Annotated in this window: 16 protein-coding genes; 11 read left to right on the plus strand and 5 right to left on the minus strand. The window is 68.2% G+C overall.

The window, feature by feature from the left end; translation table 11 throughout:
- Positions 1 to 90: 90 nt before the first annotated feature.
- The 11 genes from KHC24_RS21865 (at position 91) to KHC24_RS21915 (ending at position 12,442) form a co-directional block, all read left to right on the plus strand.
- The gene (locus tag KHC24_RS21865; RefSeq protein ID WP_213365758.1) at positions 91 to 987 is read left to right on the plus strand and encodes a LysR family transcriptional regulator; all 897 of its coding nucleotides are present in this window, start codon (positions 91 to 93) and stop codon (positions 985 to 987) included.
- Positions 988 to 1,162: 175 nt separating this feature from the next.
- Positions 1,163 to 1,657: a RidA family protein gene (locus tag KHC24_RS21870; protein WP_213365761.1), complete on the plus strand. Its 495-nt coding sequence runs from the start codon at positions 1,163 to 1,165 to the stop codon at positions 1,655 to 1,657.
- An 83-nt stretch (positions 1,658 to 1,740) separates the two neighbouring features.
- Complete coding sequence (locus KHC24_RS21875) at positions 1,741 to 2,862, plus strand: ABC transporter substrate-binding protein (RefSeq protein WP_213365764.1); 1,122 nt, start codon at positions 1,741 to 1,743, stop codon at positions 2,860 to 2,862.
- 419 nt (positions 2,863 to 3,281) lie between these two features.
- On the plus strand, positions 3,282 to 5,309 hold the full coding sequence (locus tag KHC24_RS21880) for an ABC transporter permease (RefSeq protein ID WP_246547424.1): 2,028 nt from the start codon (positions 3,282 to 3,284) through the stop codon (positions 5,307 to 5,309).
- Positions 5,306 to 6,088 carry an ABC transporter ATP-binding protein gene (locus tag KHC24_RS21885; protein WP_213365767.1) on the plus strand — a complete coding sequence of 261 codons (783 nt, stop codon included), beginning with the start codon at positions 5,306 to 5,308 and terminating at the stop codon, positions 6,086 to 6,088. Before KHC24_RS21880 ends, KHC24_RS21885 begins: the two co-directional genes overlap by 4 nt.
- Positions 6,089 to 6,153: 65 nt before the next feature.
- Positions 6,154 to 6,861, plus strand: a complete 708-nt coding sequence (locus tag KHC24_RS21890) for an ABC transporter ATP-binding protein (protein WP_444979313.1) — start codon at positions 6,154 to 6,156, stop codon at positions 6,859 to 6,861.
- Positions 6,858 to 7,811 (plus strand): arginase family protein, encoded by a 954-nt coding sequence (locus KHC24_RS21895; RefSeq protein ID WP_246547426.1) that lies wholly within the window; start codon positions 6,858 to 6,860, stop codon positions 7,809 to 7,811. Before KHC24_RS21890 ends, KHC24_RS21895 begins: the two co-directional genes overlap by 4 nt.
- 16 nt (positions 7,812 to 7,827) lie before the next feature.
- Positions 7,828 to 8,973, plus strand: a complete 1,146-nt coding sequence (locus tag KHC24_RS21900) for an aromatic ring-hydroxylating oxygenase subunit alpha (protein WP_213365773.1) — start codon at positions 7,828 to 7,830, stop codon at positions 8,971 to 8,973.
- Between the two features lies 1 nt (position 8,974).
- Positions 8,975 to 9,964, plus strand: a complete 990-nt coding sequence (locus KHC24_RS21905) for an NAD(P)-dependent oxidoreductase (protein ID WP_246547429.1) — start codon at positions 8,975 to 8,977, stop codon at positions 9,962 to 9,964.
- A gap of 62 nt (positions 9,965 to 10,026) precedes the next feature.
- Positions 10,027 to 10,836, plus strand: coding sequence for an amidohydrolase family protein (locus KHC24_RS21910; RefSeq protein ID WP_246547431.1), 810 nt, complete (start codon positions 10,027 to 10,029; stop codon positions 10,834 to 10,836).
- A 4-nt stretch (positions 10,837 to 10,840) separates the two neighbouring features.
- Positions 10,841 to 12,442 (plus strand): gamma-glutamyltransferase family protein, encoded by a 1,602-nt coding sequence (locus KHC24_RS21915; RefSeq protein ID WP_271180530.1) that lies wholly within the window; start codon positions 10,841 to 10,843, stop codon positions 12,440 to 12,442.
- A 70-nt stretch (positions 12,443 to 12,512) separates the two neighbouring features.
- Here the strand turns inward: KHC24_RS21915 and KHC24_RS21920 are convergent, their stop codons facing one another.
- The 5 genes from KHC24_RS21920 to KHC24_RS21940 form a co-directional block, all read right to left on the minus strand.
- On the minus strand, positions 12,513 to 14,117 hold the full coding sequence (locus KHC24_RS21920) for an FGGY-family carbohydrate kinase (protein ID WP_213365784.1): 1,605 nt from the start codon (positions 14,115 to 14,117) through the stop codon (positions 12,513 to 12,515).
- Positions 14,118 to 14,119: 2 nt separating this feature from the next.
- On the minus strand, positions 14,120 to 14,848 hold the full coding sequence (locus tag KHC24_RS21925) for an SDR family oxidoreductase (protein WP_213365787.1): 729 nt from the start codon (positions 14,846 to 14,848) through the stop codon (positions 14,120 to 14,122).
- A 78-nt stretch (positions 14,849 to 14,926) separates the two neighbouring features.
- Entirely contained in the window at positions 14,927 to 15,964 is a 1,038-nt protein-coding gene (locus KHC24_RS21930) for an NAD(P)-dependent alcohol dehydrogenase (protein ID WP_213365985.1), read from the minus strand.
- Between the two features lie 39 nt (positions 15,965 to 16,003).
- Positions 16,004 to 17,086, minus strand: a complete 1,083-nt coding sequence (locus tag KHC24_RS21935; protein WP_213365790.1) for an ABC transporter ATP-binding protein — start codon at positions 17,084 to 17,086, stop codon at positions 16,004 to 16,006.
- Positions 17,087 to 17,135: 49 nt separating this feature from the next.
- A complete protein-coding gene (locus tag KHC24_RS21940) occupies positions 17,136 to 18,113 on the minus strand; it encodes a sugar-binding transcriptional regulator (RefSeq protein ID WP_246547435.1) in 978 nt (325 codons plus the stop codon).
- Positions 18,114 to 18,117: the final 4 nt, after the last annotated feature.

The raw sequence follows: 18,117 nt of genomic DNA on the forward strand, positions 1-18,117 counted from the left end.
GCAACGGGCGGCCATCGTCACCGACACCGATCGTCGCCGGATGCCGGCCGGACGTGCGGCAAGTCAGGCAACAGGTTGGGTCCAGCCCCGATGGATACACGGCATCTCGAAGCCTTCCGGGCCGTCTATGAGAACGGCTCGATGAGCGCGGCGGCGGCGGTGCTGCGCAAATCGCAGCCGGCCATCAGCAACCTCATCGCCCGGCTGGAGGACGAGATCGGCCTGAAGCTGTTCCACCGCGCCCATGGGCGGCTGGAGGCGACGCCCGAGGCCGAGACCTTGTTCGCCGCCATCGTGCGCACGCTGGACGCGATGGACCGCACCCTGGCGATCTCCCGCAATCTCAAGGGCCTGTCCTCGGCGACGCTGCTGATCGCCTCGCCGCCCGGCCTCGCCACCTATCTGCTGCCGCCGATCATCGCGGGCGTGCTCCGGGAGAACGCCGGCGCCACCGCGCGCTTCATCACCCGCTCCTCCTATGCGGTCCGCGACCTCGGCACCATCGGCGCCTTCGATGTCGGCTTCGCGGAGCTGCCGATCGACATCCATGTCGCCTCGCTCGAACTGTTCGAGGTCGGCTGCATGTGCGTGATGCGCGCCGATCACCCGCTGGCGCGCGAGACGGTCGTCGGGCCGGCCCAGCTGGATTCCATGCCCTTCGTCACCCTGTTTCCCGAGCACATCACCCACATCGCCGCTGCCGAGGCGTTCTTCGAGGCGCATGCGCATTGGAACGTGGTGGCGGAGGTGGAGTTCTTCGGCACCGCCTGCGTGCTGGTGCAGCAGCTCGGCGCGGTGACGCTGGTCGACCCCGCCACCGCCCGCTTCTTCCAGGCGATGGGGCTGGTCGCGGTGCCGTTCCGCCCGGTACTACCCTACCGCTTCGGCATGTTCCGCCCGAGCACCCGGCCGCCCTCGCGCATTTCGGTCGCCTTCATGGACCGTTTCCGCCGCGCCATCGCGCCGGATCTGCTCGCCCCGCGCTGAAACCCGGCCCAGTTGCGGCCGGCGGCGCCCAAAGTTGGGGCAGCCGGCCGCCCCCGTTCCGGCAGGCGCCAGGCTATAACCTTGCCTTATGGACAATCGCTGATTTTACGTTTGACGACGCAACGAAATCGAAGGGAGATCGAGGGCAAGGCACGGTGAGTGGAGAGGTGTACGGATGGTCATGTCGGCAACGCAGCGCGTGGCGGAGCTCGGGCTCGCCATTCCGTCGGCCGGCGGCGGCGATAGCTATTACGGCACGCTCTACGGCAAGATGAAGCCGCATTATCTCAGCGACAAGCTGCTGTTCCTGTCCGGTCAGACCGCCGGCGTCGACGCGAGCGGCAAGGTGCGGTTCCCCGGCCGCCTCGGCCGCGACGTCACCGTCGAGGAGGGCTACGCGGCCGCCCGGCTCACCGGGCTCAACTGCCTCGGCTGCATCCTCGATGCGGTGGGCGACCTCGACCGCGTCAAGGGCCTGGTGCGCTCGCTCAATTTCATTGCCTGCGACCCGGCCTTCACCCAGCCGCATCTGGTGGCGAGCGGGCTGTCGGACCTGTTCGAAGAAGTGTTCGGCCCCGAGATCGGCGTCGGCGGCCGCGCCTCCATCGGCGTGATGTCGCTGGCCGACGATTATTGCTTCGAAACCTGGATGACGGTCGAGCTCCGCTGATCGCCCGCGCCCATCGAAACTTCGCCCATCACAACAAGGCAGCGTGCGGCAAACGCACGATCTTCCCCCAGAGGAGAACTCGCATGACGGTCAAACGCATCGCCGCTGCCCTCATCGGCATCGGCCTCCTGGCAACGCCCGGCCTCGCCCGGGCGGAAGACATCACCATCGGCTTCACCGCCGCTTTGTCCGGCGACTTCGCCGCCTTCGGCCTCAACATGCGCAAGGGTCTCGACTTGGCGGTGGCCGAGCTCAACAAGAAGGGCGGCGCCACCTACAAGATCGACGCGGTGGACGATCGCGGCGAGGCGCGCGAGGGCGTGCTGATCGCCCAGCGCTTCTGCTCCGACAAGAATGTCGACGTGGTGATGGGCTATTCCTTCTCCTCCATCGCGCTGGCGGCCATCCCGGTATTCACCGAGTGCAAGCTGCCGGTGCTCGCCTCGGCGGTCACCAGCCCGGCGCTGTCGAATGTCAGCCCGTATTTCCGCCGCAACGTGCTCACCGACGCGGTGCAGGGCGCGATGGCCGGCACCTACGCGGCCAAGACGCTGGGCCTCAAGTCGGTCTACGTGCTCAACCAGCAGGACGATTACGGCATCGGCGTCGCCAAGGCGTTCTCCGAGGCCGCCGAGAAGGCCGGGGCCAAGATCGCCGGCACCGAATCCTATCTGCTCGGCGCCAAGGACTTCCGCACCCTGCTGACCAAGGTGCGTTCCGCCCAGCCGGACGCGATCTTCATCGGTGGCTTCTACACCGAAGCGGCCAAGATCGCCGAGCAGGCCCGCGCGCTGGGCATCAAGGCGCAGCTGCTGTCGACCGACGGCGCGCTCAACGTCGATCTGATGAAGCTCGGCCGCGGCGCCGTCGAAGGCATGATCGTCTACGGCATGTTCGATCCGGCGGTCGCCACCCCGGCGACGGAAGCCTTCCTGTCGGCCTACAAGGCGACCTACAAGGAGGATCCGAGCGCCTGGGCGGCCCTGGGCTACGATGCCGGCATGGCGCTCGGCGCCGCCGTCGATCTCGCCGCCAAGGACGGCCCGGTCACCCGTGAAAGCCTCAACACCGCCTTCGGCAAGCTGAAGGACGTGCCCGGCGTCACCGGCCCGACCAGCTTCGACGCCAGCGGTGACCGCGCCGGCGCGCTGTATTTCCTCGCCGTGAAGGACGGCAAGTTCGGCCTGGCGCCCAAGCAGCCGTGAGGCGGGGGCCGCCCGGTGGGCGGCGGCAGAGGGGAAAGGATCGGCGGCAGGCTGCCTCCGCCGTTGCCCTTCCCGACAACGGCGGTAGGAGGGGATGCTCCCTCTCCCCGTCGGAGAAAGGAAAGGAGCCGCCCGTCGGCGGTTCCACCATTGCCCGCCGGAGCCACGGCGGAGAGAAGCGAGCCTCCCTCTCCCCGTCGGGGAGAGGGGTGGGGTGAGGGGTCTTCGACGCTTCCCAATGGCGTCTCCCCTCACCGACCCGCTAACGCGGGCCACCTCTCCCCAACGGGGAGAGGGTAAGAAAGAAGAGGGCGTCCGCCCCGGCGGCACACGCCCTCCACCATCGACCGGCGCCGCGCCCGACGCGCGGCACCGAAGCACCTGACGGGCAAGGGCCCAGCCGGGCCACGCGAAGAGGCATGATGGACTATTTCGGACAGCTACTGGCGAACGGATTGGTGCTCGGGGCGATCTACGCCCTCACCGCGGTCGCGTTCACGCTGGTCTATGGCGTGGTGCGGCTGGTGAATTTCGCCTTTGGCGAGCTGTTCATGCTCGGCGCCTTCCTCACCACCTCGCTGATGCTGCCGGAGGTGCGGCTGTTCGGAACCGTCGTGCCGATGCCCGGCTTCCCGCTGCCCATCGCCGCGCTCGGCGCCATCGTCATCACCGGGGTGATCGGCGTGGTGGTGGACCGCATCGCCTACCGGCCGCTGCGCAACGCCCCGCGCCTCGCCCCGCTCATCACCTCGATCGCAGTCTCCGTGGTGCTGCAGAGCCTCGCCCAGACCGCCTGGGGCGCCGAGGAGCTGCGCTTTCCGCAATTCTACCTCGCCACCCTGCCGCCGGTGGTGCTGTTCGATTCCATCTATCTGTCGGTGATGGATCTGGTGGTGATGGCCACCGCCATCGTCGCCATGCTCGGCCTGTCGCTGTTCATCGCCCGCTCCTCGCTCGGGCGTGCCATGCGCGCCAGCGCCGAGGACCAGACCGCGGCGATGCTGGTCGGCATCCCGGTCAACCGGGTGGTAGCGGCGGCTTTCGCCATCGGCTCCGGCTTCGCCGCGCTCGCCGGGCTGCTCTATGCGCAGACCTATGGCTTCGCCCATTCCAGCATGGGCTTCCTGCCCGGATTGAAGGCGCTCACCGCCGCCGTGCTCGGCGGCATCGGCTCGATCCCCGGCGCGGCGCTGGGCGGCCTCATCCTCGGCCTGGTCGAGGCGCTGGGCGCCGGCTACCTGCCGAACGGCACCGCCTGGAAGGACGCGATCAGCTTCGTGCTGCTGGTCGGTCTGCTCTATCTGCGCCCGCAGGGCCTGCTGGGGCGGCCGGAGCTCAATTCCGCCGGACGCGGCAGCCTGCTCGGCGGCGCCTCGGAGGCCGGCGCCTTCTGGCTGCGCGCCGTCTTCGCCCGCGTCGATGCGCTGCTGGCCCGCTTCGCGGCCGCCGGCGCGCCGGCAGCGCTCGGCCTGCTCGCCATCGCCATCGTGGTCGGCACGCTGGTGCCGTCCGACTACTGGCTGCGCATCCTCACCATGGTGGTGATCTACGGCATGCTGGCGAGCGGGCTGAACGTCATCGTCGGCTTCGCCGGGCTGCTCGATCTCGGCTTCGTCGCCTTCTGGGCGGTCGGCTCCTATCTCACCTCCATCCTGTTCGTGCTGGTGCTGAAGGAGAGCTACGGCGTCGCCCCGCAGGAGGTGTGGTGGCTGCTCTATCTCAACCTGCCGCTCGGCGGCCTGCTCGCCGCCGGCCTGGCGGTGCTGCTCGGCACCCCGACGCTCAGGCTGCGCGGCGACTACCTCGCCATCATGACGCTGGGCTTCGGCGAGATCGTCCGCGTCGTCGCCATCAACTGGATGGACCTGACCCGCGGGCCGATGGGCATTCGCGGCATTCCGGCGCCGAATCTGTTCGGCATCTCGCTCGGCTCGCCGCGGGCGCAGTTCTTCTTCGCGCTGGCGCTGGCGGCGGTAGTGGTGTTCGCCGTCGCCCGGCTGGTGCGCTCCTATGTCGGCCGCGCCTGGGTGGCGATCCGCGAGGACGAGGAGGCCGCCGAGGCGATGGGCGTGCCCACCGCCCGCTACAAGCTCTATGCCTATGCCGCGAGCGGCTTCGTCGGCGGCTTCGTCGGCGTGTTCTACGCCCATTCCCAGCAATATATCAGCCCGCTGAACTTCAGCCTGTTCGAGAACATCCTGCTGCTGATGCTGGTGGTGCTCGGCGGGCTCGGCACCTTTATCGGCCCGTTCGTCGGGGCGCTGATCTGGATCGTGTTCCTGCAGCTGGCGCTCGACCTGCCCTTCGTGCAGGCCTATCCGGAAACCCGCTTCGCCCTGCTCGGGGTGGTGCTCATCGTGCTGATGGTGTTCCGCCCGCAGGGCCTCGCCGCCAGCGCCCGCGTCGGCCTCACCATGCCCGGCGCGCGGGCGAAGGAGGCCGCATGACGGAGCTGAAAGGCGGCGCTCTGCTCGAAGCCCGGCAGGTAGTGGTCCGCTTCGGCGGGCTGGAAGCCGTCGGCGGGCTCGACATGGCGGTCGCGCGGGGAGCGATTCACGGCCTCATCGGGCCGAACGGCGCCGGCAAGACCACGGTGCTGAACGTGCTCACCGGCTTCATCCGCCCGACCGCCGGCCGTCTCGTCTTCGATGGCGAGGAAATCGGCGGGCTGAACGTCAACGGCTTCGCCCGCCGCGGCCTTGCCCGCACCTTCCAGAACATCCGCTTGTTCGGTGCCATGACGGTTTTGGAGAGCGTGCTGGTGGGCGCGCATCAGCGCTTTTCCGCCTCGGCCCCGGCGCTGATCTTCGGTGGCCGCGCCGCCCGCACCGCCGAGCGGGCGATGATCGCCCGTGCCCATGAGCTGCTCGACTTCGTCGGCTTGCGGCACGACATTGCCGACCGCGTCGCCACCACCCTCTCCTACGGCCACCAGCGCCGCGTCGAGATCGCCCGCGCGCTGATGTCCTCGCCCAAGCTGCTGCTGCTCGACGAGCCGCTCGCCGGCATGAACGCGGTGGAGAAGCAGGAAATCGCCGAGCTGGTCCGGCAGGTGCGGGCGCAGGGCATCGCCGTGCTGCTCATCGAGCACGACATGCAGATCGTCCGCAGCCTGTGCGACCATCTGACCGTACTCGAATACGGCAAGCTACTGGCCGACGGCGCGCCGGAACGGGTTCTGTCCGATCCGGCCGTGCAGGCTGCCTATCTCGGCCGGGCGAGGTGATCCCGATGACGCATTCTGGCCCCATCATACACCCCACTGGCCTCATCGAACGGCCGGTCGAACCGCTGCTGAAGGTCTCCGGCCTGTCGGTCTCCTATGGCCGCATCCGCGCCGTCGACGCGGTCGACCTCGCCGTCGAGCCGGGCCGCATCGTATCGCTGGTCGGCTCCAACGGCGCCGGCAAGACCACGACGCTGATGGCGTTGTCGGGCCTGCTGCCGCTCGCCGCCGGCCGCATCGTGTTCGCCGGCGAGGACATCACCGGCCTGGCGCCGGAGCTGCGCGTGAGCCACGGCATCGCCCATGTCCCTGAAAGGCGTAGGGTTTTCGCCGGCATGAGCGTGCGGGAGAACCTGGCGCTCGGCGCCTATTCGCGCGGCGACGCCACCGAAATCGCCGGCGACATCGAGCGGTTGACCCAGTTGTTCCCCATTCTCGGCAAGCGGATGCACCAGGCGGCGGGCACCTTGTCCGGCGGCGAGCAGCAGATGCTCGCCATCGCCCGCGGGCTGATGTCCCGGCCGCAGCTGCTGATCATGGATGAGCCCACCATGGGCCTCGCCCCGCAGATGATCGACCTGATCCTCGACACCGTGCTGGAGATCCGCAAACTCGGCACCACCGTGTTGCTGGTCGAGCAAAACGCCATCGAGGCCATGCGCCTCTCCGATCACGTCTACATCATGCGCCTCGGCCGCATCGTCCACGAGGACAGCGGCGCCAACATCGATACCGAGCGCGTGAAGGCCTTCTACATGGGAGTCGATGCATGACGGAATTCTCTGGCGCATCAACGCCTAAGATGCGCCTGGGCACCTTTCTCGGCGTGCCGCAGGCAACGCAGGCCAGCGCCGGACAGATCGCGGTGATCGGCCTGCCGTTCGACTGCGGCACCCATGCCACTCGCATCGGCTCGCGGCAGGGACCGGCGGCGTTCCGCGCCATGTCGAGCGAGGTCCGCCCCTATTACCCCCCCCTCGCCGATGTCGATCCGCGCGCCGGCGGCCGGGTTGTCGATCTCGGCGACGTCGACGTGATCGCCTCCGACATCGGCCCCTCGCTCGCGACCATGGAGGCGGCGATCCATGAGGTGGTGAAGGCCGATGCGGTACCGCTCTGCGTCGGCGGCGACGGCACCGTGACGCTGCCGGTGTTGCGCGCCCTCGCCCGCCGCTATCCCGAGCTGGTGCTCATCCACATCGACGCCCACACCGACGCCTATCCGGGCGACGACATCAACACCGGCACCACCTTCACCCGCGCCGCCATGGAGGGGCTGATCGACACCCGCCGCTCCTTCCACATCGGCGCCCGCGGCACCATGCCGGTGCCCGGCGCCTATGATCATACGCGCGGGCTCGGCTTCCGGCTGATCACCGGCGAGGAGGTGCGCCGGCGTGGTGCTGTCGCCATCGCCGCCGAAGTGCGCGAGGTGGTCGGCACGCGCCCGGTGCACCTGTCCTTCGACATGGATTATTTCGACCCTTCGGCGGCACCCGGCGTCGCCACCCCCACCTGGGGCGGCCCGCCGGTGGCCGAAGTGTTCGACCTGCTGCACGGGCTCAAGGGGCTCGACCTCGTCGGGGTCGACATCAACACGCTGAGCCCGCCGCACGACGTCCAGGGCATGGCGGCCATGCTGGCCGGCCACGTCGCCGTCATCGCCCTTCATCTCGTCCAACTCGGCCAGGCGGAACACCGCCTGAACGCCGAGCCCCGCTGAACGGAGGCACCCGGTCATGAACGTTGAGACCACTCTGGTTCCCGAGCCCTATGTCTGGACCGAGCCGCCGCTCGGCGACGCCAAGAGCGCGCCGACGCGATTCTACACCGATCCCGCGGTGTTCAAGGCGGAGGTGGAGCATATCCACCTGAAGAACTGGTTCTTCGCGGGACGCGTCGAGGAGGTGCGAAATCCCGGCGACTACAAGGCGCTCGACAGCGTCGGCGGACCGGTGCTGCTGGTGCGCGGCGAGGACGGCGTGCTGCGCGCCTTCGCCAATGTGTGCCGGCATCGTGCCTCGATCCTGCTTGAGGGATGCGGACACGCCAGCAACATCATCTGCCCCTACCACGCCTGGAACTACCGGCTCGACGGCACGCTGGCCGGTGCGCCGGGCATGCGCGAGGTGCCGAAATTCGAGAAGCCGCCGCACGGGCTGATCCCGATCCGGCTGGAGGTCTGGGAGGGCTCGATCTTCCTCAATTACGACGACCACGCACCCGACCTGATGACCCATCTCGGCAACATGCCGGAACTGATCGGCAGCCATCGGCTGGGCGAGATGGTGAAGACCTGGCACATCGAGATCGAGACGAAGTGCAACTGGAAGCTGCTGCTCGAAAACGCCATGGAGACCTACCACACCGGCATCGTCCATGCCGCCACCGTCGGCGCGCAGCGCTCGGTGAGCTTTCCGACGCAGGGCGAGTGGCACGTCATCCAGGTGCAGTCGAACCGCTCCATCGCGGTGCTCGGCCAGGAGCCGCCGTTTCCGGTGATCGAGGGCCTTTCGGAGCAGTCGCGCAAGGGCACCTACTTCACCGTCATCGAGCCGACCATCCAGTTCGCCTGCGCGCAGGACTGCATGTGGTGGCTGGCGGTGCGCCCGATCGCGGTGGACCGCTCGGTGCTCTCGGTCGGCGGCTGCTTCCCCAAGGCCTATACCGAATTGCCGGACTTCGAGGAGCGCGCCGCGCCCTACTACAAGCGCTGGGAAGCGGTGGCGCTGGAGGATGTCGGCATCCTCGAAAAGCAGCAGATCGGCCTCTCCTCCATCCTCGCGCGGCCCGGCCCGCTCTCCTGGCGCGACGACATGGTGCTGGCGATGAACCGCTGGGTGATGGCGCAACTGCCGGCCCATATCGTTGATGGAATGGCCTGACATGCGTGTATTGCTGACCCATAACCGCGACCTACTCACGCATTTCTACGGCTTGCGCGCCGTGGAGGCGCTGAAGGCGCTCCCCATCGAGCTGGTGATGAACGACAGCGACACGCCGCTGTCCGGCGATGCGCTGGTGACGGCGGCGGAGGGCTGCCAGGTGGTGATTTCCGACCGTCTCGCCGCCGGCCCGCGCGAGGTGATGCAAAAGCTGGGCGATGTGAGGCTGTTCACCCGCTGCGCGGTCGACATGCGCAACATCGATGTCGCCGCCGCGTCCGACGCCGGCATCCTGATCTGCAACTGCTCCTCCGGCTATAATGACGCGGTGGCCGAACACGCACTCGCGCTGATGCTCGATCTCGCCCGCAACATCACCCGCGACGCCGGGCGCTATCATGCGGGCGATGCCGGCCACCCGATGGTGTTCGGCCGGCAGATGGCCGGTGCCCATGTGGGAGTGATCGGCTACGGGTCGATCGGCCGCCGCATCGTCGAGCTGGCGCTGGCCTTCAAGATGAAGGTGTCGGTCCACGATCCCTATGCCTGGATGGACAATGGCGCGGTGAACGCGGTCGGTCTCGACGAGGTGCTGTCGCAGCCGGATTTCGTCGTCTGCGCCGCCTATGCGACGCCCGAGACCGAACGCATGATGAACGCCTCGGCCTTCGCGAAGATGCGTAGCGATGCCTTTTTCATCAACATCTCGCGCGGCATCCTCGTCGACGAGGATGCGCTCGAGGCCGCGCTCACCTCCGGTGCCATTGCCGGCGCCGGGCTCGACGTCGGTGATGGACCCGACCAGCAGCCCTCGCTGCGGCTTGCCCGCCTGCCGAACGTTGTCGCCACGCCGCACTCGGCGGCGTTGATGATCGAACCGTCCGAGTTTCAGGCGATGGAAACCGTCGAGCAGGTCAAGGCGGTGCTGGCGGGACGGCTGCCGATCCATGCCAGGAACCCCGACCGCGTGCCCGGCTGGCTGACGCGATGAACGCACTCTTACCCGCGAATGCGCCGTCGTTTCGTCCGCCGGCAGGCGCCTGCGATTGCCACATGCACATTTACGGTCCGGCGGACACCTATCCGCCGGCGCCGGACTCGCCGTTCCCGCCGGTCGCCGGCGGCGACATCGCCGCCTATCTCGAGGCGAGGGAAGTGCTCGGCCTTACCCGCGCGGTGGTGGTGCAGCCTTCCGTATACGGCTTCGACAATCGGGCGACGCTGGATGCCATGGCGGTACTCGGCGCGGATGCGCGGGGAGTTGCCGTCGTCCCACCGGATGTCAGCGACGCGGAACTCGATCGGCTGACCCGGCTCGGTATACGTGGCATACGCTTCTTCATGATCGGCGGCGGCCTGCTCGGCTGGGACGATCTGGAGACGCTCGCGGCAAAGACCGCCGCCTTCGGCTGGCATGTGCAGATGCAGATGGACGGGCGACGGCTGGATGAGGTCGAGGAACGTCTGGCCCGGCTTCCGGGCGGGGTGGTCATCGACCACAACGGCAAATTCCTGGAGCCGGTCAGTCTCGACCATCCCGGCTTCGCCGCGCTGCGCCGCCTGCTCGACAACGGTCGCACCTGGGTGAAAACGTCCGGCGTGTACGAGACGTCGCGTATTGGTGCACCAGACTACCCGGACGTTGCCACGCTTGCCCGCGCGCTGATCGCCCACGCTCCCGAGCGCTGCCTGTTCGCAACCAACTGGCCGCACCCGTCGAAACCGGGCAATCCGCCGGACGATGCCGGGCTCGTCGACCTGTTCCGCGACTGCTGCGGCAGCGACGAGGTCGCCGGTCGGATCATGGTCGACAATGCGGCGGAACTGTACGAATTTCCGTCCCTCACCGGAACAGGGCACTAGCCACGTGATCTCGACCCGCCGCGCCGACTTCTTCGGCCCCTCGCGCCCGACCGTCTTTGCCCGCGACGCCGCCATCGCCACCTCGCACCCGCTGGCCACCGCGGCGGGACTGGAGATTCTCCAGGCGGGCGGAAACGCGATGGACGCGGCGCTGGCCGCGGTAGCGACGCAGTGCGTGGTCGAGCCGGCAATGACCGGCATCGGCGGCGACTGCTTCGTGCTCTATGCGCCGCAGGGCAAGCCGACGGTGGCGATCAACGGCAGCGGCCGCGCGCCGGCGGCGGCAAGCGTGGAGGCCCTGAAGGCCGCCGGCCTGACGGACGAGATCCCGCGCACCAGCGCTCATGCCGTCACCATTCCCGGCGCCGTCTCCGCCTGGACGCGGCTGCATGCCGACCATGGCAGCCTGCCGCTCGACCGGCTCTTCATGCGGGCCATCGACTATGCCGAGAACGGCTACCCGATCGCCCAGCGCGTCGCCTTCGACTGGGCGGACGAGGCGCCGCTCTTGGCGCAGGACGAGAATGCCAGCGCCTTCTTCCTCTCCGGCGGCGCCCCGCTCCGGGCGGGCCAGCGCCACGCCCAGCCGCTCCTCGGCCAGCGCCTGCGCGAGATCGCGAACCAGGGCGCCGCCGCCTTCTACGAGGGCGCGACCGCCGCCTCGCTGGTGCGCTATCTCAACGGCCTCGGTGGCCTGCATACGCTGGACGACTTCGCGGCGATGAAGGACGGCGCCTTCTACACCACCCCCATCGCCACCGATTACCGTGGCTGTACCATTGAGGAGTGCCCGCCCAACGGTCAGGGCGTCGCGGCGCTGATGCTGCTCAATATTCTGCGCGAGTTCGATCTTGGCGACGGACTGTCGCTGGTCGACCGCGTTCATCTTCACGCCGAGGCGACCAAGCTCGTCTACCACAATCGCGATGCGCTGCTGGGCGACCCGTCAGCGATGACCGTGCCGGTCGAGACGCTGCTGGCGCCGGAAACCGCCCGGCGCCTTGCCGCGCGCATCGACATGAGCCGCGCACTGCCGCCGGTGCTGTGGGACGAGCCGGCGCACGCGGACACCGTCTATCTTTGCGTCGTCGACCGCGACGGCAACATGGTGTCTTTCATCAATTCGATCTTTCACGCCTTCGGCTCGACGCGGATCGACCCGGCGACCGGCGTGCTGCTGCATTCGCGCGGCAGCTCCTTCCGCCTCATCGAGGGGCATCCCAACGCCATCGCCCCCGGCAAGCGGCCGATGCACACCATCATCCCCGGCCTGCTGCGTCGCGATGGCGAGGCCATCGGCGTGTTCGGCGTCATGGGCGGGCATTATCAGGCGGCCGGTCAGGCGGCGCTGCTCTCCGGCCTGCTTGACCGTGGTCTCGATCCGCAGACCGCCATCGACGCACCGCGTTCCTTCGCCTTCGATGGCGTGCTGGAAATCGAGCCGACCTATCCCGAGGAGGTCCTGGCGGATCTCGCGGAACGCGGGCATCGGCTGAAGGTCGCCGTCGAACCGATCGGCGGCGCCCAGCTGATCGTCCGGGAACAGGGTGGACTGCTGCTCGCCGCCTCCGATCCCCGCAAGGATGGCTGCGCGCTGGGCGTCTGACCCAGCCGCCGGCCGTCGCCGCGGGAATCCGGCGTCGAACGGCTCAGGCCCGGGCGGGACGCCGTTCACCTCAGTCGCGCAGGCTGCGATACGCCGCCTGCAAGGCTTCGAACCCCTTGAAGCGCCGCTGGTGCCAGGCTCGGGTGGCGGCGTTCGGCGGATAGACGACCTCGATCTCCGACATCGACGACATCGCCTTGCCGAAGTCGTCATAGCCCCCCGCGGCCACCGCCCCGAGTATGGCGGCGCCCAGCAGCACCGGCTCGGGCGAGCTGGTCGCGGCGATGTTCACGTCGGCCGCATCCGCCAGCACCTGCCGCACCAGTGCGCTCTGGCCGGCGCCGCCCGAAACCACCACGGTATCGGTCCGCGCGCCCTTCGCCGCCTGGGCGTCGAGGATCTGTCTCAGGCCGTAGCCGATGCCGGCAAGGCCGGCCATGTACAGCCCGACGAGGCTGTCGAGGTCTTCGTCCATGCCCAGCCCGACAACGATGCCGCGCGCCAGATGATCGGCGAAGGGGGCGCGATTTCCCAGAAATTCCGGCACCACGTAAAGCGTGCCGGCGAGTTCCGCGATCGCCGCCGCTCCTCCTGCCGCCTCGGCCCGGTGCGCCAGCCACACGCTTAGATTCTGGCCGTCGGCCTTGGCAAGTTCCAGGGCCTGCGGCGCCGCCGGATGCAGGCGGACCAGACGGTCAATGGCGGCGCCGGCCGCCGACTGGCCACCCTCGTTCAGCCAGAAGCCCGGCACCATGGCGGAGAAATACGGGCCCCATACACCCGGCACGAATGCAGGCTCGGTGGTGGTGAGCAAGGTGCAGGCCGAGGTGCCGAACACATAGGCCATGCGGTTCAGCGCACTGCCACTGCCGCCGCGCGCGCCGACGGTGCCGATGCCGCCCGCATGCGCATCGATTAGGCCCGCCGCGACGGCGATCCCCGGCGCGAGCCCGAATTGCTCTGCTGCCTGCGCGGTGAGGCCTTGCCCAAGCGGCGTGCCGGCGGCAACGATTTCCGTGCCGATCCGCGCGAAGCCTTCGTCGGCCAACGCGCCGAGGCCTATGCTCCGGAAATAGCCCTCGTCCCAGCGCTGCTCATGGGCGAGATAGGTCCATTTGCAGGTGACGGTGCAAACCGAGCGGGCAAGGCTGCCGGTCGCCTTCCAGGTGAGGAAGTCGGCGAGATCGAGAAACTGCCAGGCACCGGCGAAGGTCTCCGGCAACTCCTCGCTCAACCACAGCAGCTTCGGCGTCTCCATCTCCGGCGAGATGATGCCGCCGACATAATCGAGCACCCGGCTGCCGAGCGCGTTGATGCGGTCGGTCTGCCCGGTGGCACGATGATCCATCCAGACGATGACGTTGCGTGCCGGATCACCGTGGCGGCCGACCGGGAGCGGGTGCCCCTCCGCGCCCAGCACCACCAGCGAGCAGGTGGCGTCAAAGCCGATGCCCTTGACGTCCGCCGCCGTTGTCCCGGCACGGGAGATGGCCTCCCGCACGCTGGCGCAGACGCAGGCCCAGATGTCGTCGCTGGATTGCTCGACGACATCGCCATGTTCCTTCCAGATGCGAATGTCCCGCTTGGCGACGGCCAGCTGCCGGCCGTTGCTGTCGAAGATGCCGGCGCGCACGCTGCCGGTGCCGACATCGATCCCAGCGAAACATCCGCTCATGCTCAAAGGTCCGTTCCGTTTGGCAGGATCACCAGGTCACGAACTGTGACGTTGCGCGGACGGGTCAGCATGAAGATGACGCAGTCCGCCACCTCCTTTGCCTCCATGAGGGCGCCGGAGGCAAGCGCCTCGTCGAGCTTGGCCTGCGGCCAGTCCTTGATGAGGGCGGTGACCACCGGTCCCGGAAGCACGGCGCCGACACGGATGCCGTGCTTGGCTACCTGCCGGCGCGTCGTGTGGACGAAGGCCTGCACCGCGAATTTCGACGCCGTGTAGATCGGTTCCCACACCACCGGCACCACGCCGGCAATGGAGGAGGTGAAGATCACGTCGCCGGTCTGGCGCTCGACCATATGCGGCAGCACCGCCTGCACGGTGCGGAAAGCGGCATTGACGTTGAGGTTCAGCACCCGGTCCCACACGTCCGGGTCGCCCTCCACCACGTCGCCGCCAATATAGGCGCCGGCATTGGCGTGGAAGATGTCGAGCGAACCGCAGGTGTCGAGGATCTGCGGCAGCATGGTGGCGACGCTCGCCGTATCGAGCAGGTCGACCACCACCGGCACGGCTTTCGGGCCGAGTTCGGCACAGATGGAATCCAGCGCGTCGGCGGCGCGATCGACCAGCGCCACCGTCGCGCCCTCATCAAGCATTGCCCGCGCGCATTCGAGGCCGATGCCCGACGCCGCGCCGGTGATGGCGGCGACCTTGCCCTGAAGCCTGCTTGCCATTTCAGTCCTCGATCTTTTCAGGAACGGAAGAAGCCCGGCCGCACGCGGCGGCCGGGCCGAGTGAAGATCGCCGGCCTCTCAGCCACGCAGCTTGATCTGCAGCTTCACGTCGTCCGGCAGGCCCTTCGCCGCCCGGTCGAAGGCCTCGATGCTTTGGGCGAAGTCGAAGGTCTCGGAGATCAGCGGCTTGAGGTCGACCTTGCCGGAAGCGATGAGGTTGACCGCGCGGTCGAAATTATTGGCATAGCGGAACACGGTCTCGATCCGCGCTTCCTTGATGATCGCGGCGGCGACGTCGAATTTGGTCGGCTCGACCGGCATGCCGATCAGCACCAGCGTGCCGCCGGGGCGGACGAGATCGAAGATGCCGTCATAGGCGCGCGGCGAGCCGCTGGCCTCGAACACCACGTCGGCGCCCCAGCCCTCGGTCTCCGCGGCGATGACGTCGGCGAGCTTGCGCTCGGTGATGTTCACCGGGTGGATGCCGGCATATTGCCCGGCAATGGCGAGCTTCGGCGCCGAGAGATCGGAGATGTAGACCCGCGCGCAACCGCCGGCCAGCGCGGCCAGCGCCGTCATGATGCCGATCGGACCGCAGCCGATCACCAGCCCGACGTCGCCGGGGGTGATCCGTGCCCGAGTCGCCGCCTGCAGGCCGACGGCGAACGGCTCGACCATCGCCCCCTCGGCGAAGGAGACGTTGTCCGGCAGCTTGTAGGTGAAGGCCGCCGGATGCACGACCTCGGGGGTCAGCACACCGTGGATTGGCGGCGTCGCCCAGAAGCGCACGTCCGGATCGACATTGTAGATGCCGAGCTTGGTGGCGCGGGAGTTCATATTGGGAACACCCGGCTCCATGCACACCCGGTCGCCGACCTTCAGGTTCTTCACATGGACGCCGACGGCGGTGATGGTGCCGGCGGCTTCATGGCCTAGCACCATGGGCTCACGCACCACGAAGGAGCCGATGGCGCCATGGGTGTAGTAGTGAACGTCGCTGCCGCAGACGCCGACAGTATCGATGGCGATCTTCACGTCGTCCGGCCCGACCTCCAGCGGAAGATCGATGTCGCGAAGGGAAAGCTCGCCCTTCTTTTCGAGAACCAGTGCCTGCACCATGGGCTTTTCCTGCTGGGGTTGCCGTCGTCGGCGCGCTCAGAGAGCGAGGCCGGCGGCGTTGAAGAGATAGATGTGGCGCGGGTCGATGCCGAGATTGAGCGTATCGCCCGGCTTGAGTTCCGGCCGGCCGGAGGCGAGCACGATCACCGGCTCGCCCTCGGAACGGGCATAAAGCTGCGTCGAGCCGCCCAGGCTCTCGGCGAAATCGAGGGTCAGCGAAAGCACCGGCTGGGCGGTGCCGACCGTGAGGTGTTCCGGCCGCATGCCGACGATCACCGTGTCACCGACCTTGGCGCGGGAGGCGGCAGCGGTGTCGGCGTCAAGCTTGCCGCCGGCGAAGGACGGATGCTCCAGCAGCAGCGAACTACCCATCGCCGACGCCACCCTGGCATTGATGAAGTTCATCTTCGGCGAGCCGATGAAGCCGGCGACGAAGGTGTTGGCCGGCTTGTCGTAAAGCTCGGTCGGCGATCCGATCTGCTCGACGAGGCCGGCGCGCAGCACCACGATGCGATCGGCCAGCGTCATCGCCTCCACCTGGTCATGGGTCACATAGACCATGGTGGCGCCGAGGCTGCGGTGCAGCTTGGCGATCTCGACGCGCATCTGCGAGCGCAGCTCGGCGTCAAGGTTCGACAGCGGCTCGTCGAACAGGAACAGCTTGGGATGGCGGACGATGGAACGCCCGATGGCGACACGCTGGCGCTGGCCGCCGGAGAGCGCGCGCGGCTTGCGCTCGAGCAGCGCTTCCAGCTGGAGGATGCGGGCCGCCTCCATCACCTGCGCCTTGATCTCGGCTTCCGGGCGCTTGGCCATGCGCAGGCCGAACGCCATGTTCTCGAACACGTTCATGTGCGGGTAGAGCGCGTAGGACTGGAACACCATCGAGACTTCGCGCTTGGCAGGTTCCTCATAGGTGACATCCTTGCCGTCGATGTAGAGCTGGCCCTCGCTGACGTCCTCCAGGCCGGCAATCATCCGCAGCAGCGTGGACTTGCCGCAGCCCGATGGACCGACGAACACCACGAACTCGCCCTTTGTCGCGGTAAAGCTGACTCCCTTGATGACCGAGGCGTCACCATAGCTCTTCTTGATGTTGTCCAGTCGCAAGAAAGTCATCGGCTCAAACTCCAGATAGGGCCGGCCCCGGCATGGCGGGCGCCGTCCATCAGCTTTCCAGCAGTGCGGCGGCGCATCGCTCGTCCGTCACCAGTCGTTTCACATATCCCGCCCGCAGGATCGCCCGGACGATCGGCACCTTGTAGAGACCTCCGGAAGCCAGGATCGAATGGCGCACCGGGCTCAGCTCATGCGGCGCCAGCGACAGCACGCGCTCGTTGAGCGGATGGTCGACCGGCCGCCCATCCGCGTCGAGAAACACCCCGAGCAGATCGCCGACGGCACCGGCGGCGCGCAGGCTTTCGAGATTTTCCGAGACGGTCTGCGTCTGCACCAGCAGCGAGCGGGTCGTCATGTCGCCGCAGGACAGCAGCGCCACGTCCACCGTACGCGCCCGGCGCATGGTTTCGCTGATGCCGTGATGCGAGAGCAGCATGGTGCGGCTCTCCGGGGTCGGGAAATACAGCGGCGCGGCGAGATAGTAGCACTCCGCCGAGATCGAACGGGCATAGCCGGTCGCCACCTCGAAAGTGCTGGCGCCGGAGCCGCGGGTCAGCCCGCCCATGACCGATGTCACCCAGCTCTGCGGCAGCGGGCGCGCCGTCACGCGCTTGAGGCCGGCAGCGAGCGTCTTGCCCCAGCCGACGCCAAGGCCCATGCCGTCGTCGAGGAGGCCGTCGAGCACCGCCCCGGCGGCCTCGCCGATCACCCGCTGCTGCTCGGCCTCGTCCGGCAGGCTCGGCACCACCGTCGCTTCCGCAAGACCGTACCGCTGCTTGAGGCGCTGCTCGGCCTCCACGCATTCCGCCATCGGCAGGCGGATATCGATGAAGACCGAACCGTCGGAGCGCACCTGGCCGAGAATCTTGTTGATGCGCAGGCGGGTGAGCCCGAGCTGGTCGGCAATGTCCTGCTGCGTCAGTCCGCCGATGAAATACAGCCAGGCGACGCGGGCGCGGATCTGCGCCGCCTCAATCTCCTGCACTCCCGTCAGCTTGCCACGCTCGCGTCCACCGCCGTTCATCATGTTC

The sequence above is a fragment of the Ancylobacter defluvii genome (assembly GCF_018390605.1).
GTDB lineage: Bacteria > Pseudomonadota > Alphaproteobacteria > Rhizobiales > Xanthobacteraceae > Ancylobacter > Ancylobacter defluvii.

Excerpts from the sequence above, each read along its gene's own strand:
- KHC24_RS21865 (WP_213365758.1), top strand. The coding sequence starts at position 91 with ATGGATACACGGCATCTCGAAGCCTTCCGGGCCGTCTATGAGAACGGC.
- KHC24_RS21870 (WP_213365761.1), top strand. The coding sequence starts at position 1,163 with ATGGTCATGTCGGCAACGCAGCGCGTGGCGGAGCTCGGGCTCGCCATT.
- KHC24_RS21875 (WP_213365764.1), top strand. The coding sequence starts at position 1,741 with ATGACGGTCAAACGCATCGCCGCTGCCCTCATCGGCATCGGCCTCCTG.
- KHC24_RS21880 (WP_246547424.1), top strand. The coding sequence starts at position 3,282 with ATGATGGACTATTTCGGACAGCTACTGGCGAACGGATTGGTGCTCGGG.
- KHC24_RS21885 (WP_213365767.1), top strand. The coding sequence starts at position 5,306 with ATGACGGAGCTGAAAGGCGGCGCTCTGCTCGAAGCCCGGCAGGTAGTG.
- KHC24_RS21895 (WP_246547426.1), top strand. The coding sequence starts at position 6,858 with ATGACGGAATTCTCTGGCGCATCAACGCCTAAGATGCGCCTGGGCACC.
- KHC24_RS21900 (WP_213365773.1), top strand. The coding sequence starts at position 7,828 with ATGAACGTTGAGACCACTCTGGTTCCCGAGCCCTATGTCTGGACCGAG.
- KHC24_RS21905 (WP_246547429.1), top strand. The coding sequence starts at position 8,975 with ATGCGTGTATTGCTGACCCATAACCGCGACCTACTCACGCATTTCTAC.
- KHC24_RS21910 (WP_246547431.1), top strand. The coding sequence starts at position 10,027 with ATGCACATTTACGGTCCGGCGGACACCTATCCGCCGGCGCCGGACTCG.
- KHC24_RS21920 (WP_213365784.1), bottom strand. The coding sequence starts at position 14,117 with ATGAGCGGATGTTTCGCTGGGATCGATGTCGGCACCGGCAGCGTGCGC.
- KHC24_RS21925 (WP_213365787.1), bottom strand. The coding sequence starts at position 14,848 with ATGGCAAGCAGGCTTCAGGGCAAGGTCGCCGCCATCACCGGCGCGGCG.
- KHC24_RS21935 (WP_213365790.1), bottom strand. The coding sequence starts at position 17,086 with ATGACTTTCTTGCGACTGGACAACATCAAGAAGAGCTATGGTGACGCC.
- KHC24_RS21940 (WP_246547435.1), bottom strand. The coding sequence starts at position 18,113 with ATGATGAACGGCGGTGGACGCGAGCGTGGCAAGCTGACGGGAGTGCAG.